General features: G+C 41.4%; 5 protein-coding genes and 1 pseudogene. 1 reads left to right on the top strand and 5 read right to left on the bottom strand.

The window, feature by feature from the left end; all coding sequences use genetic code 11:
• Positions 1-2 precede the first annotated feature (2 nt).
• The 5 genes and pseudogenes from V7K98_RS20970 to V7K98_RS20950 form a co-directional block, all read right to left on the bottom strand.
• Positions 3-1,679: a PfaD family polyunsaturated fatty acid/polyketide biosynthesis protein gene (locus V7K98_RS20970; RefSeq protein ID WP_335025267.1), complete on the bottom strand. Its 1,677-nt coding sequence runs from the start codon at positions 1,677-1,679 to the stop codon at positions 3-5.
• A 268-nt stretch (positions 1,680-1,947) separates the two neighbouring features.
• Complete coding sequence (locus V7K98_RS20965) at positions 1,948-6,699, bottom strand: PfaB family protein (RefSeq protein ID WP_335025265.1); 4,752 nt, start codon at positions 6,697-6,699, stop codon at positions 1,948-1,950.
• A 276-nt stretch (positions 6,700-6,975) separates the two neighbouring features.
• The gene (locus V7K98_RS20960; RefSeq protein ID WP_335025263.1) at positions 6,976-8,694 is read right to left on the bottom strand and encodes an SDR family NAD(P)-dependent oxidoreductase; all 1,719 of its coding nucleotides are present in this window, start codon (positions 8,692-8,694) and stop codon (positions 6,976-6,978) included.
• A gap of 207 nt (positions 8,695-8,901) precedes the next feature.
• A complete protein-coding gene (locus V7K98_RS20955; protein WP_335025261.1) occupies positions 8,902-14,229 on the bottom strand; it encodes a beta-ketoacyl synthase N-terminal-like domain-containing protein in 5,328 nt (1,775 codons plus the stop codon).
• Positions 14,230-14,412: 183 nt separating this feature from the next.
• A pseudogene (locus V7K98_RS20950) lies at positions 14,413-14,675 on the bottom strand (hypothetical protein).
• A 1,473-nt stretch (positions 14,676-16,148) separates the two neighbouring features.
• Between V7K98_RS20950 and V7K98_RS20945 the strand changes: the two are divergent.
• The gene (locus V7K98_RS20945) at positions 16,149-17,357 is read left to right on the top strand and encodes an ABC exporter membrane fusion protein (RefSeq protein WP_335025259.1); all 1,209 of its coding nucleotides are present in this window, start codon (positions 16,149-16,151) and stop codon (positions 17,355-17,357) included.
• Positions 17,358-17,376: the final 19 nt, after the last annotated feature.

Below are 17,376 nucleotides of genomic sequence, written 5' to 3'. Positions count from 1 at the left end.
TTTTAAATCTCCAACAATGATGTAGAACGAACAGGGTGATATTGACTGTAATAATCGGAAGTTTGTAGCCCTTGAATTTTCAAATTTTGGACACGATACAAAAAGGCTGCACCAGTCATAATTTGATTAGCAACATCAACTACACCACGATTATTTGGTTCAGAGAGGTAAGAACCGCGTACCCAGTCATTGAAACCGCCCATTGCCGGGCCACACCAAATTTGATAATCTACTTCTCTACCTTTCTCACCAGAACTCGACCAACGGGAAGATAATCCTAGATACCAACGGAAAATCAACGCCATTTTTAGTTTAGGATTATTGACTGCTTTCCCAAGTTTCTCAGGATTCTTTTGGGACAAATAAGCCGCAGTTCCTTCCCATACTTCAGCAATAGTTTTGCGAAAAACTTGTTTTTCTAATTTCTCTCTTTCTGCAATAGGGATGCTTTCAATGGAATCATAAGCGCGATAGAGTTCAAATAATTTCTGCGCTCGCATGGGGAACATTGTACCCCGTTTGAGAACTTGTAATTTGACTCCCATTTCAAACATATCTGCTGCTGGAGCCATTATCATATCAGCCATTTCTGCTTGGGCTAATAACTTTTTGGTATGTTCACAAGCCCCAGATTCAATGCATGACTGATTAATGGAACCAGTCATTACATAAGCAGCGCCCATCATAAAGGCTGCTAATGCTGATTGTGGAGTACCAATTCCTCCTGCTACTCCAATTCTAATGGGTATTTGATAATGATATTGTGCTTGAATTTCATCCCGCAAGGCAATAATAGAAGGTAACACACAAACCAAGGGACGGTTATCTGTATGACCTCCAGAATCAGCTTCGACGGTAATATCATCAGCCATTGGAACTTTCGCTGCAAGGGTTGCTTGTAACTCGGTAATTAACCCTTGTTGAAGAAGTTCTTTGATGATTCTGGCTGGTGCTGGTTGCAAAAATTTAGTCGCAACTTCTCGGCGAGAAATTTTAGCAATGACTTTATTTTTGATTTCGATTTGATTGCTGCTATTTAAGCTCAATCCAGCAACACGGTAATAAACAATGTTGGGAGTCAAGTCGAGAAATGCAGATGCTTCTACTGTTCTCACTTGATATTTGAGGTATAAATCCACAGCCCGGCGTTCAATCGCTGGTTCATTAGGGCTGTGGATTAAATTAAATGCATAAGGCCCTTGAGGCAAAGCTTGTTGAATACGATTTATGGCTGCTTCCAAACGTTCTGGAGTTAAACCACCTGCACCAAATGAACTCAAAATTTGCTCTTTTCCTAGTGCAATGACCATTTCTTCGGAAGCAATTCCGCCAGCCATTGCGCCGGTAACGTAAGCATATTTTACTCCATGAGAGGAGAGAAAATTGGGGTCTCCAAACTGTTGAATGCGGATTGGGGCTGCAAATGTTAGCAGTTCTACTTGTGCTGTTGTGCCATTATCACCTGGGGATAAATACCCCTCATTCGTGACACCGATTTTTCCGGCAACTTTCACGATGTAGCAGGGTTTGTTTAACACCATCAATTTATCTTTGATGGTTTGTTTCTCAAAAGATACAGTTTCTAAAGAACCTTTCCAAACTTGGTTTTTGTTATATGACCAAGCGGAGAAGTTAAGACCATTATCGTGTTTACTTAGTACCGTATCTACGGTTGTCACGGTAGTTATCCCTCGGATTACAAACAATGGATGATAAAAGTGAAGGGTGTAGACTTTTTATATAGCAATCCTATTTTCTTGGCGCTCTTGGCGGTTCGTCAATTTTCAAAATTTAGATAGGATTGCTATAAAAGTCTAGATTTTCATATCAATTCTCTGCGAAGATGCACGTAATAATTTTTTAACGAACCGCCAAGACGCCAAGGACGCCAAGGAAGAGGTGAGTTAAGAGTTAGTTGGTGCAAGCAAAGAGAATTGGTATGATTTATTAGGATTCTTCGTTAAGCAAGTTTTGGGCGCAAGCTAGTTGCAATTGAATTATTTCGCTCATTTGCTGACTGTAATCTTGTCTAGCTTGTAAGAAGGCTGTGTGTGCTTTAGTTATCTTTGAATTATTAGCATTGAGCTTTTGATACTGGGTCTTATTTAAATCGAACATGCTGATGATGCTAGTAATTTTTTTAGTTCTGACGGGTGGGGATGAAACAGGATTTGGCTGTTTAATTGCGATTGACTCAGAAGATTGTAATTGTTCTCTGGGTTCAAAAACGTTATCAATGATATTTTTCGGTTTTACTTTTTCTGGCTGAGGCAAGATGTTAGGGGAATGACTTTCTTGTTGGGTTATGTGGTTGGAAGTGTTAAGAAAATCTGTGATTTCAAATTGTTGGATATTAGGTATATCTGGATGCTGTATTTTGAAGCGTTCGCTCCTAAGCTCCCCAGCGAAATCTTCAACAAGTTTACGATTTTCGTCGCTCAAAATTGTAGCAGCAATCGCTTTTCCACCCAAGGTAACTGTTCTCAATGTTGCTTTATTTGAATTAGCGGTTCCTTGAGCTTTGTTGTACAGTGGTGATAAATCCACGTTCACTTGATGACTGAGTAATTTTGCTAATGCTTTGACCATTGCAGCATGGTCATCCATCCCTCTACGATTTAGAGAGACTGTGATATGTTCTTGGTTGCCGAGAATTTTGTCAATCCATCGCGAACAGACATTACCTGCACCTGCTTCTAGAAATATTTTGACTCCATCGCCGTAGACACGATTAACTAATTGCGGAAAATCAAGTTCTTGGCACAATCCTTTGGCGATGTTGTGGGCGATCGCATCACTATCAAGTACAATCGGTTGATAGTCGGCGGCTGAGTAAAAAACGATACCGGGAAGATTTTGTGATGGTAAGGTGTTTACCTTCTTGATTTCCTCGTACTGCGATCGCATCGCTTCACAATGTATCACATGATCGAAGGGTGCGGGGAAGGCATTACAACCTAAAGTTGCAATCACTCGCTTACAGGCTGCATCATCACCAGCAATTAATACTTCTTCTGGTGTGTTGATTTGAGTTAAGTAGACGTGATTCTCTTGTTTGAGGCATTCTCTAACTTGCGATGGAGTCGCCATGAGAACATAAGTATTCCAAAAATTGTTGTTTGGTGAATCTGTTAATCCCCAATATTCACGCACAGCATTTTTCGGGCCAGATAGCTTATCGCCAAATAAAGGGGATGAGTTTAAGGTGTTACTTCCGCCCTCAAAATCACTCCAAACTCCTTGGGCAACCATCATGCTAGTTTCACCCAAGCTATACCCAAATACAGATTGCGGCTTGACTTTAAAATCATCTCGGAAAATTGCTGTCATGTATCTAGCAAAGGCGATTTCACTTTCAAACATTGCTAGGGAATCATCTAACAACTGCTTTTCGAGAGTTTCTAGTTGCCTAGTTGTCAATTTAGGTAAGCTTCTGGGATAAACTAGTTTTTCAACATCGGCAGCCCGATTGTAGAGATTGTTACTTTTTAAATCCTCGAAGACTTTCGGAAATAACCGGAAGACACTGCGACCAATGCCAATATAAGAATTGACTGCTGCGGGGTAAACATAAGCAACTGCTCCCGTTTTACCCAATGGTTTCGCTGTGAAATAACTACCTAGTGGTGTTTGCCAATCTGTGCCGTTTTCAAAGGCATTATTTACACCTTTACGGGCAGATTCAATTTCTTTGAGTAAATCTTTTGTGTTACGTCCTGTAATTGATAAGACGTATTTTGGATTAGAATGCTGTTGAAAAGTAGCAAATGTTTCGCTGGCGGTAGCTGATAAAGAAGAACTCGCTTCTATGGTATGTTGGAGATTGTTGAGAAGATCGGAGATGGTGGTGCGATCGCTAACTGCTATCGGAAACAGATGAAAAGGCATTTGCTGCAAATATCTGTTGTCCCGTTCCTCTTGGCTGGGTTCCTCCGATAAGATTAAATGGGCGTAACTGCCATCTATACCCATGCTATTAATTGCCGCTATTCTGCGTGTGCCGCCTTTATCGACAAACCAAGGTCTTGATTCCATTGCCACATAGAAAGGGCTACCTTCCCATACTTGCGGTGTTTTGACACCAGACCATTTTGATGTGGCAGGAATATACCTGTAATAAAGACAGAGAGCGGTTTTGATTAAGCTAGCAATTCCCGATGCTGTATAGGTGTGGCCGATATTGGATTTAACGCTGCCCAATGCACAGTGCAAACCATTGCCCACTTTCGGATAAGCTTGCAGTAAACCTGTGATTTCGGCTTCATCCTCTTGGGGAACGCCACTACCAAAGACTTCCACATAGTTAACTTCTGTGGGTTGAATCTCCGCCATCTGGAAAGCTTGTTTGCAGACATCACTGATAGCTGTAGCATCAGGTTTTACCGGAGCCTCACTCAAAGTAGAATTACCTTGTGCGAAACTCATCGCATCAATTACTGCATAGATGCGTTCATTATCTTCCTTAGCTGCTTCGTAGCGCTTGAGGACGACAGCACCAGCACCTTCGCCAACCGTCCAGCCATTTGCTTGTTGGTCGTAACCCAACGTATTTACACCCGTATTAATTGGTGCAAATTGGCTGCGGAATAAGACATTTTCCACACCGCCGGCTAAATCTACTGCACCCACAACAACTGCATCAACTTCTCCCGTAGCGAGTAGCATTTGGGCAACTTCCAAGGCTTTGAGGGCAGAATTTTCGCCGGCGCTGATGGTGAATGCGGGGCCAGTGAAGTTCCACAAAGCTGAAATCCGACTCGCCATGATGTTGGCGATGTGACTTACATATTCACCGATTTCTACTGGTTGGTGAATGCTATCTTTAACAATGGTTTCCAGTTGGGAAAGGTGTTCAGCAGGTAGAGAAATTCCTTGGTTGAGTAAGCCGTCTTTAACTTGCCAAGATAGATTCCATCTTTGCTGTAGCTGATGTACGGAAAATTCTGTCTCGGCGGCGACTATAACCGCTACATTGCCGCCTTCCTGTAGTTTCGCATCTTTTACGGCGCGATCGCTAACCTTCAGAAGCAACAATTGTTGTGGGTTTAACTTCTCTATTTCATTCGGTGGGATTTTGCACGATAAAGTATCGATTTCAAAATCCTTGATATATGCCCCTACTGGTGCTTTCCCCTCTGTTAAACCGTACTCTTTCAGGACACTTTCTTGATTTTCTATCCCGTGCCATCTTTGAGGCGGTAGAGAAGTAAAATGCTGTGTTCCATCATAAATACTGCGTTCAAAAGCATCTAAGCCATTGCAGTTACCAAAAAAGGCATCCATACCGACAATAGCAACTTTGGTAGGTGGAACAGGCGGAGTTGATTCAACTGATTCTGTTGTAGTTCCTTGTTCTAAAATCAGATGAGAATTAGTACCGCCAAATCCAAAAGCGCTAATAGCTGCCCGTTTAATTGGTGTATTATTATTAGGCCATGCTGTAGCTGTTCTAACAATTTTATCGGCGGAAATTGTACCTTTTTCTGATGTTAAAGGTTCCGAAACATTCATGGTTGCTGGAATTACACCATGAGACATACTCAAAATCACTTTAGTCAAGCCAACCATGCCAGCAGCAGTTAACAAGTGACCAGTATTTGCCTTAGCAGAACCCACCAGAGGCGCAGCTTGATTTTGACCAAAGAATGTTTCAATGGAGTTGAATTCGGTTGTATCTCCTAGTAATGTGCCGGTAGCGTGACACTCTAGATAATCGATGCTTTTGGGACTAAAATTCGCCTCATTATATGCTCGTTCAAAAGCTAAGACTTGTCCTTTAGGATTCGGACTCAGTAAGTGCTTACCTTTGCCATCATTCGAGAGTCCATTACCGCAGATAGTGGCGAGAATATTATCACCATCTCTAACGGCATCAGAATATCTCTTCAGCATCACCATCCCAACACCATCGGCAGGAATTAGCCCTCTAGAATTCTTATCTAAGGGTCGGCTGATGCCGTTTTCTGCATACCCTTGAACACCAGAAAATAACATCCGAACAAATAGAGAATCTGCACAACTGATGGCTCCAGCTAACATGACATCAGCTTTGTGTGACCATAAGTAATGAGATGCTAGTTTAATGGCATAAAATGATGACGAACAAGCAGCATCCAGACATAAATTAATCTGGGATAAAGAGAAGGCTTGAGCAACTATAGATGCTGGTAAACCAGATATCATCGCATTGTATAAAGACGCTTTAGTTGCACTTGCTAAAGCAGCTAAATCAAAATCTTCATACTGCAAAAGTTCTCTGACAGCAGGGGTAATAGCTTTCTGGTAAATTGGAGAGAATAATTGATTAGATAATTTTGTCGGAAATGACAAATTACCTAGAATTACGCCGCATTTTGCCAGGACATTTTGATTACCCCAATAACCACTTTGTTCAATTGCTTGTTTAGCGGCATACAATGACCATTTGAAGGTGTTATCTAAACCAGCAACAAATTCTAATGGTAGATTGTATTCAGATGGATTAAACTCGAAGTTGCGGATGTATCCGCCTTTGAGAGAATAGGTTTTGTCTGGTGTACCTTTAACTGGATTATGAAATATTGTCGGATCTACTCCGATTTCTTCGACGGTTGCAGAGGATGTCGAATCTTTTTGATTAAGGATGTTTTGCCAGAATTCATCAGGATTTTTAGCATCGGGGAATAGGCATGATAATGCGATGATGGCTATTTTTTCCACGATTTATATGCTCCGAGTTTGGGTATTTAGCAAGAGATAATTAACAGGCAGGATTTACGCTGTTCCCCAAACTTTAAACGAGGCAAGTTATAGCAATCCTAAGATTAAGCTAGCTTTGATAGTTTGCAGTAAAAACATTAGAGTTGAATTCTTAGCAAATTCTCTGCGAACCTTTGCGTTTCCCTTTGCGAACCTTTGCGTTTAAATTTAAACCCTCAATTCGCCACGATTTCACGGACTAAAGTCCTTACTACAAACTTTTAATTTCACATATTACTAGCTTCTGAGTATTTTCATTGACCAAATAATGGCATGAGCGCCGAGCATTCTTGAGTATATTTTTCCTTGACGGTCGTGTATGATGAAGTTAGCGATCGCACTACTTGGTGTCTTAGCTAGTACTTCACAAGAAACGTAAAATGTTTCGTTATGTGGTACCATTCCAAATTGTTCAAATTTTTCTACTTTTCCAGGTAAACAACCTTCTTCATGAAAGTGTTGTGTCCAAATCCATAAGGCGTGCATACTCAAGTCAGTTGTGTAAGGATTTACCCATTGCACAGGGAATTGTCCTTGTTGCTGTACGCTGAGTTCTGGCCACAAACATTCTGTAGTGATTTTTTCGGGACTGATGTTTAAAACTCTCTTAACTTCTTGAAAACCGGGGCCGTGAAATAATGTAGCCCCACCATTTTGGTAAAAAGCTTTTCCGGTAGCAGTGATGATGTTATCTGGTTCGAGATTGAGAGATTCATAGATGGGTGCATCTGGGATTTCACGCTGAAGATGGAGTTGAGCGCTAAAATGAAAATGGATTTTTCCTTCGGGGTTTCTACTCGAAATTTTGGCTTTAAGGTCGATGCTTTCAAGGTTTACTTTAGAAATTTCTTCTATCTCTAAAATATGTTCCTTCGCTAATGTTTCATTAAAAGTAATCCCCTTCAAAACTTTGAAATCTTGGTAATAAAACAATCGATAACCAGGATATAATTGTTCAGAAGCATTGATAATCCAGGTCATCGCACAAGTTGCTGGTAAAACTGGAGAACCAGCAATAGTATGATCGTGCAAAAATGGATTAGCCTCCAATGTCATTTGGCGACGGATACGATAGCTTCGTAGTTCTGAATCTAATTCCACCGCCATTGGAACGAGTGGGCTACCAATAACAACTTGTGCGGTTGCATGATTGGTATTATCCATTTCTTTCACAAGCATTTGCGCCCCAACTGCAATGGGAATTATATCAATTTTTCGCTCTTGAAAAATCTTCTTTAATTCTGCTGTCACCATCCCACTATCCCAAGCGCCCCAGTTTATAGCGACTACATGACATGAAGGATAACTTTGCTTGAAAATATGGGCTGATTTGTTGAGAATTTCATTTGCGATCGCATAATCAGATTGTCCAGGATTTCCGTAAAAGCCTGTTACGGAAGAAAACAAAACTAGATGCTGAAGTTGAGTTGGGTTGACACAAGCTAGCAGGTTTTCTAAGCCTTGAACTTTAGCGGTGTAAACTTTTTCAAAATCCTCTTCTGTTTTCTTCTCAATTAACTTATCAGCTAAGTTTCCCGCACCGTGGATGATTCCCGTAATTGGGCCAAGGTGTTGCACAGCAGTGGCAAGTTTTTCTTGTAAAGCTGGCGTATCTGTAACATCGACGCTGATATATTCTGCTTTAGCTCCCGTTTTTTCAATTGCTGTTAGAGTCTTTTTAATTTCACGGCTAGAGGTAATTTTGTTATATATTTTTTGCACATTCATGGGTGTGGGCTTCTCTCCTTGCGAAAGAAGATTTTCCATGATGGATTTTTTCAATGCGGAGTCATCGGCATTTTGAGCAAAAGCTGGCTCGGTTTCTAATAGTTCGGAGCGGCCGAGGAGGATGAATTTACAGGGTTGCTGCTGGGCTAATCTGATAGTACACTCAGCCGTAATTCCTTTTGCACCGCCGCTTACGACAAAAACTGATGATGGGGCTGTTTGTATCATAAATTCTCGTGAATACCTGCATATTTTTTGATATACGAACCGCCAAGAGCGCCAAGGACGCAAAGGAAGAGAAATAAAATACTAATAGCAGCCCTAAAAGATTTGTGAAATTCTCTGTCTATTTCTTTTCTTGGCGCTCTTGGCGTCCTTGGCGGTTCGTTAAAACAGTATTTTTCACAACTCAAATAAGACTGCTACATCACCCTTTTAATCGGCAATAATAGTAACTCGTCCCTGTGAACCATACCCAACCTCACTGATATAAAGATTGGGATCGTGAAGTTCAGCTATGATGTTTTGCACTGACTGTTTAGCATCAAGTCTGGGACTTAAATCGATCGCACGAGTAAATACTTTTGGCCATTCCCATCTGAGAGTTTTGGTTAATCCAAATAAACCAGCGCCGATCGCACCGAAGTTGACTTTATACTCTAAACCGAAGGCTCCATCAAGGTGAGCAACTGTGCAAAAACAACTACGTCCATGCTTTGCAGCTTCGTTGAGGGAAGGCTTGAGGTGTTTCGCCATCAAAAATACGTGCTTGACGATCGCCTTTTCTGATTCGTTATAAGAAATACTCCCGGTGTGATTTCCTACAAACATTGGGTGTAGATGGATGAAAGCCCCGATCGCGCCGCAGTGAGATGCGATCGCTTGCAATTGCTGTTGGAGATGTTCTTCACTCAAGTTTGCTAAGGTGACGCGGGTTACTCCTGTGGGTAAGGGCGCTTGTTGAGCGATGAGCGATTGGGGGAAGCTGATAACTACTACTTTCCAGCCTTTCTCAATTAAGGATTCAGCTAATTTATAGGTGGTGAGGGAACCATCATCGGTGATTAAACCGATGTGTCCCTCTGGTAACGTGAAATCCAAATAATCTGGCTGTGGTAGACTTCTGAGTTTGACGAGATGGCGCTGGATATTATGCTCTAATTGGGGTGGCTGCTGTTGGACAAACTCAGGTTCAGACTTTTTTTTTTCACCTCCAGCCAACTGCTGTAGGTAATCAACTATTTGACCGATGGTGCGGAGATCGCCGAGTTCTTCAATATTCGGTTTGGGTAGGTTGGGGTACGTTTCTTGCATCGCCCCCAAGATTTCCACCCGTTTGATGGAATCAATCCCTAAGTCGGCTTCCATGTCCATGTCCAGTTCCAGCATCTCCACTGGATACCCGGTTTTATCGCTGGTGATGGCTAACAGGGTTTCACCTAAGTTTGCAAATTCATCACTGATAGCGGGTTCTGGTTCTGGAGTGAATGCGACAATTACCTCAACTACGGGTGCAGTCTCTACTGGAACCTCAGTTACTTGTTGTACTTCGTGAACTGCAATTTCTACAGAAACAGTTTTAGAAGCGTGGGATTGCAGATACTCTACAACTTGACCGATGGTGCGTTTTTCTGACAGTTCTTCTAAATTGGGCTTGGGTAGGCTGGGGTACATTTCTTGTAGCGCCCCTAAAATTTCCACCCGTTTGATAGAGTCAATCCCTAAATCAGCCTCCATATCCATGTCCATTTCCAGCATTTCGACTGGATAGCCGGTTTTGTCGCTGGTGATGGCTAAGAGGTTTTTATCCAAGTCAACAATATCGATGGTTGCATTAGATACAGATGCTGGTTCTGGAGTGAATGCAACAACTTCGTTAACTGGAGGTGCGCTAATTTTGACTACAACCTCAGCTTGAGGTTCTACAACTGCTACAGGTGGCGCGACTACAGGCTCTATTGTTTCAACAGTGGCGAAGTGCGGAGTTGGTAGAGACGCGATCGCTCGTGTCTGTATTGGCTCTACAAGAACCGGGAGAGGTTCTTGGGTAAAAGCTACGGGCAAAGGTTGGCTTTCTACTAACTTGGTAGGTGCATCAGTAACAGTTGTTTCTGCGGTGAACGGAGTGAAATTGCTTAATTTCTCTGTTAATTGAGTTACACCCTCACCAGAGATAATTTGAGAATACTCTTGTTGGATGAGTTGGAAAAAGCTCTTAGTATATTCCAACTGCTCTTGTAGATATTGTTCATGGATGCGTAGAGTTTCACCTTGTTGGGAATGAAACTGCATCATGCTGCGCTCTAAGCTTTCCATGACAACAAGCTTCATTTTGGCAGTTTCGGCTGTTGACTTACTTTCACTCAACAAGGAATTCTGCTGCTGCATCAGTTGGAAAAACGCTTTAGCATATTCCATTTGATGGTTGAGATAAGTACCGTGAACTTGTAAATTCTCGGCTTGATTTTCCTGGAACTGTGTCAGGAGGTATTCTAAACTTGCTAAAAGTTGTTCGTAATTGGTAAGTTTTTCTGGCGTTGGTTGCATCTTCGATTCCTGGGCTGGTTGCGACAGGGTGACAGGATTCATCTGTTGCTCTGTTTGGGTGATGATATTAGCAGTCACAACGTTCATTGCTGGGGTGGATTTTTTATGCCCGTTAGTTTCTATCACTGCTACAGGTGGAGTTAGACCTGGGCTGCTAAACAAAGGAGCCGCAGTTTCAGAATATTCAGGGGCGGGTAATGTGACTTTATGCCCATCCTGCAAAGCTAAAGCGAAGGCATTTTTCGTTTTTTCGGATCTGTAGTTGATACCATTTAAACGCACATTTAATGTCTTCTTCGTCTCAACTGGGGGAATAGTTTGGGGAAGTTGGTAAGGATCGAGGTTATTCAAAGCCAAACCAATCACCCGCAACTGCACAACTGCTTCTCGCAAAGAGCGATCGCTATTCTTTTGAGTGCTGGGGTTTAAAGATACGGTAAGATGGGGGCGATCGCCAAGAATCTCTTTCACCAAGTTGCTCAGAATTCTCCTCGGCCCAAATTCCACAAAGCAAGTCCCACCCGCCGCATAGATATTTTCAATTTCCTGCTTAAACAGCACTGAGTTGGAAAGGTGCGTTTCCAGGATTTTTTGAATATTTTGCGCTTCTTTGGGATACTGCTTACTGGTGACGTTGCTGTAAACAGGGATTTTGGGAGTTTGGAATTTGACAGACTTAGTGGCGATCGCAAATGATTTTTGAGCAAAGGCGATTAGCGGTGTATGGAACGCTGCGGAAACAGGTAACAATACGGCTGTATATCCTTTCTCGTGTAAAGCTTCTCTGATTCTCGCTATTTCTGCGGTTGGCCCAGCCAAGACAAATTGAGTTGGGGAATTTTGATTTGCGATCGCAACTTGGGGAAAATGTCTCAGCACAGCTTCCACTTTGCTGATATCTTCTTTGACAGCCAACATACTACCCGCATCATGATCCGGGTCTTCTGGTGCAGCCATTGCTTGACCCCTAGCTTTCACCAGAAACAAGTAATCTTCCGTACTCAAAACACCCGCAGCCCATAGCGCTGTGAGTTCGCCGAAGCTATGACCGGCAACAAAATCTGACTTAAACCCAGCTTGTTGCAGTATGCTGTACATCCCTGCACTCAACACCCCGATGGCTGGTTGAGCGTATTCTGTGCGTTGTAAAGCAGCAATTTGGACATTTTTTTCTGCTTCCTCAAACACCGGATGAGGAAAAACAATTTCTGATAGCGGCTGCAAATTATCTTTGATTAACAAGCTATCCATATAGCCATGAAGACGGCGCATCAAAGGGAAATTCATCACCAGTTCGCGTCCCATCTCCAAGTATTGCGAACCTTGACCAGAAAATAGGGAGACAACTTTTCCGCCCAATTCCATACCAGAAGCGCGGTAATAAATCCCTTGGGGATGTTCCCAAGATGCTGCTGTTCCTTTGAGTTTCAGCCAGTCAATGCTAGTTTGCAGAAACTTGCAAGCTTCTTCGAGATTTTCCGCGACAAACCCAAATCGGGGAGCAGAGAGGGGAATCTGTGGTGATTTGCATTCCTTGACTAATTGGGCGTAATGTGTAGGTGCTTCAGGCGATCGCAACTTACCTAAAATCTCTTCCGATTTGCTCAACAATTGCTCTACCGTGGGAGCAAACAACAGTATTTCACTAGCACCACTATGTAAGCGATAAGCGTTGTTTTGATCGGCTTCATATTCTTCTAAAACAACGTGATAGTTAGTACCACCAAATCCGAAAGAACTTACACCCGCACGTCTTGGCGCTTCACCCTCAGCCCGAATCCAAGGTCTGGTTTCGGTATTCAAATAAAAGGATGAAGTTTTAATGTTGAGTTTGGGGTTTGGCTCAGTGATGTTAATTGTCGGCGGTAATACTTTGTGATGTAAAGCCAAAGCAGTTTTAATCAAACTCGCCGCACCCGCAGCCGCTTTTGTGTGTCCAATTTGCGATTTCACACTACCCAAAGCGATGTGCTGCTTTTTGTCATCATGTAGATCAAAGTAGTCTTTTAAAGATCCGAATTCTGTCGGATCTCCAGCCATTGTGCCGGTGCCATGTGCTTCCATCAAACCAACAGTAGCGGGAGAAAAACCGGCATCTTCATAAGCACGTTCTAAGGCTTTGACTTGGCCTTCTTTGCGCGGAGCATAAATGCTCTTATAACGCCCATCGCTGGAAGTACCAATACCTTTAATTACGGCATATATTTTATCATTGTCCCGTTCAGCATCTTCTAACCGTTTCAGGACAATCATCCCGATACCTTCACCCAGCATCATCCCATCAGATTTAGCATCGAAAGGTTTGACATTTTCACTAGGAGAAACCGCCGGTGTTTTGCTGAACGAGATGTAAGCCATGATGGTGTTATCGGTATCAACACCACCAGTCAGCATCATGTCGGAACGATGCTCAACTAGCTCACTAATTGCCATTTTCAAAGCACCGAAGGAACTAGCGCAAGCGGCATCAACTACGCAATTCATCCCGCCAAAATTTAGGCGATTAGCAATTCGTCCGGCGACTACATTCGCTAACATTCCAGGGAAAGCGTTCTCATCCCACTTCACATAAGCGCTTTTGATTTTATCAACGATTTTTTTGGTATCTTCGTCAGATAAACCACTGCTTTTGAGAACTTTTTCCCAAATAGGATATTCCAATCTGGCAGAAAGTGGCATTCCTAATTGCTTGGCCATAGCCACGCCTAAGATTACCCCAACAGTTTCGCGGCTAAACTCACGTTTTTCGCCATAACCTGCATCTTCCATCGCCTCTTTCGCAACCACCAAACTTAATAGTTGCGATACATCTGTGACTTCCAAAATGCTGGGTGGTATCCCGAATTCCATCGGGTTAAAATCAACCTCTGGAAGAAACCCACCTCTTTTACAGTAAGTTTTATCTTCAGTAGTTCTCGGATTCGGATCGTAATAATCTTCGACACTCCAATGAGTAGAAGGAACGTCAGTAATACAGTCAATTTTATTTACTATATTTTGCCAATATTCCCGTAAATTTCTGGCTTTAGGCAATAGAGAAGCCATCCCAACGATAGCAATAGGATTGTGTTGTAATTGTCTGTTAATTTTGTTGATTGACACTGGTTTATCTGACTTCATTTTTTTTCCTTCGATAGACTTAATTACAGCCTGTTCACAATTATTGACAAGGCTTTCTAACTCCGCTAAGGCAATATCAATTGAATAAGCAGACATAGGGCATAGTGAGTACTGTGGATTGTGTAGATACAGTAATTTCTGTTGCCTACTAATAATCAAAAACTCTTGTTCTGTAAGCAGTTAGCATGTCTGAAATCCTGGCGCAAAAGTAATTACGAATTCTGCGGATATGCGACTTTGGCACACTGCAATCACGAAAAATTGTTATCCAACGCTAGACTATTTAAATTGTGGCAATAAGTCAAAGACGTTGTTAAAACTGGTAAAATAGTCTTGGAGTGTAATAGCTGCTTGACCAGTGAATTTAATCCATTTGTAATGGTAGAGATTTTGAGTAATGGTATCCTACTGGAGTGATGGAAACTGAGGAGTAGCTAAGAGAACAGAAACGTTTTTTCACCCGAAAGCTTTTGATTATCTAGCCTAACCACAGCAACATAGCTGTTGTTAATGACAATATTCTGTATCTCGATCAATGTCATAGCCAATTTCAACCTTCGGGATAATATATTTTATGCTATTTGAACCAGCAAAGTTGACAAGTTCGTTACACAAAAGACACCACCTTTAATCCGAATTTATGCAAGCTGAAAAAGTAATTAAACGAGCAGACGGTGATGGAAAAGCAGTTATCTTTAGTTATTTTTAATTTCAAAATTTCAATTAAAGAACTAGTTTGTCTAACCACTTTAAAACATTGAATTAATAAAAATATTAACATACTTTACAGAAACTAAATCATTTCTTTAAAGTTATTTTATAAATAAACATCCCCAATTACTGATGTTAATTTGAATAAAATTAAGCAAAAAAGTATAATTTATAACTCTATAAATGTGTCAGACATTTTGTTATCTACGCATTAACGATAAATTTGTGCTGAATTAAGTTAACAATACAAATCTGTTGTCTAGTAAGTAACAATTCAATGAATACATAGATAAACTTAACAACCATAAGTATGTTTTTTCAGAGAAGCATCATAATTGAGTCAAAGTTTTGGGTTATTTTTCAATATAAGTCAACTTAAGAAGCAAAGCGGTTATTTATAAAGCAAATGTTAATTTTTAGTATGTTCGGTGATAAACATAATCATGATTGCATTAGTCAAAAAGGCAGTTAAAAAGCGAATTAAATCTGCGGCTACACAAACAAAGTCCGCCTTTACGGATTATTAAATCAGTGATAAAACAGTTTACCTACGGCACCCTCTTCGCGTTCAGAGAGGGATTTAAACCCCGACTGAAAGTAGGGCTACGTGTAATGCTTGGGATCTTAAACCGAAAAAATCCTTCATGCCGTGAAATCCTTAAATCCGTTAAATCAGCGATCAAGGTGCATTGTGCCTCTGTAGACGCGGTTTCTAACCGGCCTTTAATTACTATGAGCAAAAGCAATAATAATGTCTTATAGTACACAACCTTGCTAATAATAATCTGTTAGTAATATCAAATCTGCTTAATAACGAACCATCTGTTGGTATTCAATTAGCAGACGAAGTATTAGTGATGAGTAAAATTTTACTATGATGAAATATTTTAGTGAGAGAATCAAGACTTATACAAATTAAATCGATTGACAAAATTGCATTTTTACGCCATACTTAATGACAAGTTTATCCAAGTTTTAATTTGATTTTTATTAGCGCTTCGTTGTTCTTGAGAGTTAAGTTTTCTGGTTAGCGCTATTGTATTTTACGCTACTGGACTAGATGTCAAATTAGGATATAACTTAGGAAGCTTTGAAGTAACACCACAATTAATTTTCACGCCACAATAGTTAGTTTGGGCGGTAAAAGCGTACAACAATTCATATAAAACCAATTTAGACCCATCCAGTTTATTAAGGTAGAAACTCTAGAGGAAAAATCCTCTTGGTAATTTGCAGATGAGTCTATATCTAATCGACTAAATATAACCAGGCTATCCCCTAGAAAACAGAATTGGAATGAAAAGATGGCAGTAAATAAAGAAAGCCGATTATTCACAAAACCGGTAGGGCGATCGCAAATAATTTTAGCAGCTTCTCTCACTCTAGCGGCCGGATTAATAGCTTTTTATAGTTTGGTACCATTTTGGTCTAAACCTAAAGTTGTGACACCAGCAGCGAATCCGCCAAAAGCTGCTACGCCTGCAAAGGTTGCTGTGACAGCCTTGGGACGTTTGGAACCAGAAGGCGAAGTTACTTCTTTGACTGCTCCTGCTTCTAATAATGGGGTGCGAGTAGATAGACTGTTAGTAAAAGAAGGAGATGCGGTTAAAGCAGGGCAATTACTGGCCTATCTAGAAAATTATGGTCGTTCTAGAAGTGCATTGCAACAGGCTTTAGACCAGTTGCAAGTTGCCAAAGCTAAATTAGCGCAGGTTAAATCTGGAGGTAAAACGGCAGATGTTGATGCTCAAAAGGCTGCGATCGCACGTTTAGAGCCACAATATAAAGGAGACGTTGCTACTCAACAGGCAACAATCGCCCGCATCCAGGCGGAAGTAGACAACGCTCAAGCCGAGAACAATCGCTATCAGCAATTATATAAACAAGGTGCGATCGCGGCTTCCGTAGCAGATACCAAAGCTTTGCAACTCAAAACTACGCAACAGCAGCTAACAGAAGCCCAAGCCACCCTCAAGCGGACTCAAGACACATACCAAGCACAACGCAAACAAGCACAAGCACAACTCACCAGTATTAGCGAAGTGCGTAGCGTAGATGTTCAGGTGGCACAAACTCAAGTCAACAGTGCCACAACTTCCGTTCAACAAGCAAAAGCCGACTTGGATTTAAGTTACATTAAATCTCCCATAGATGGCAAAATTTTAAAAATTCATGCCAAAACCGGAGAAGTAATCAGCACCAACAAAGGATTTGCTGAAGTCGGTAAAACATCTCAAATGTATGTGATTGCAGAGGTGTATCAAACCGATGTTCAAAAAGTGCGTGTAGGACAAAAAGCCACAATTACCAGCACTGCATTTACTGGAACAATAAAAGGAACTGTAAAAGAGATTGGTTGGCAAGTTGACAAGCAAAACATCTTCAGCCTTAACCCTGGTTCAGATACAGACCGCAGAATAGTTGAAGTTAAAATCTCCATCGATAATTCCGCAGATAGTGAAAAGGTCGCTCGTTTAACTAACTTACAAGTGGATGTAGCCATTCATATTTAGTCAATTGGCATAAGTCATT

Source organism: Nostoc sp. (genome assembly GCF_036917435.1).
In the GTDB taxonomy this organism is placed as follows: domain Bacteria; phylum Cyanobacteriota; class Cyanobacteriia; order Cyanobacteriales; family Nostocaceae; genus Nostoc.
The sequence above is the reverse complement of the archived record's forward strand: the minus strand, read 5'-3'. Positions and strand labels throughout refer to the sequence as shown.

Excerpts from the sequence above, each read along its gene's own strand:
- V7K98_RS20945 (WP_335025259.1), top strand. The coding sequence starts at position 16,149 with ATGGCAGTAAATAAAGAAAGCCGATTATTCACAAAACCGGTAGGGCGA.
- V7K98_RS20960 (WP_335025263.1), bottom strand. The coding sequence starts at position 8,694 with ATGATACAAACAGCCCCATCATCAGTTTTTGTCGTAAGCGGCGGTGCA.
- V7K98_RS20955 (WP_335025261.1), bottom strand. The coding sequence starts at position 14,229 with ATGTCTGCTTATTCAATTGATATTGCCTTAGCGGAGTTAGAAAGCCTT.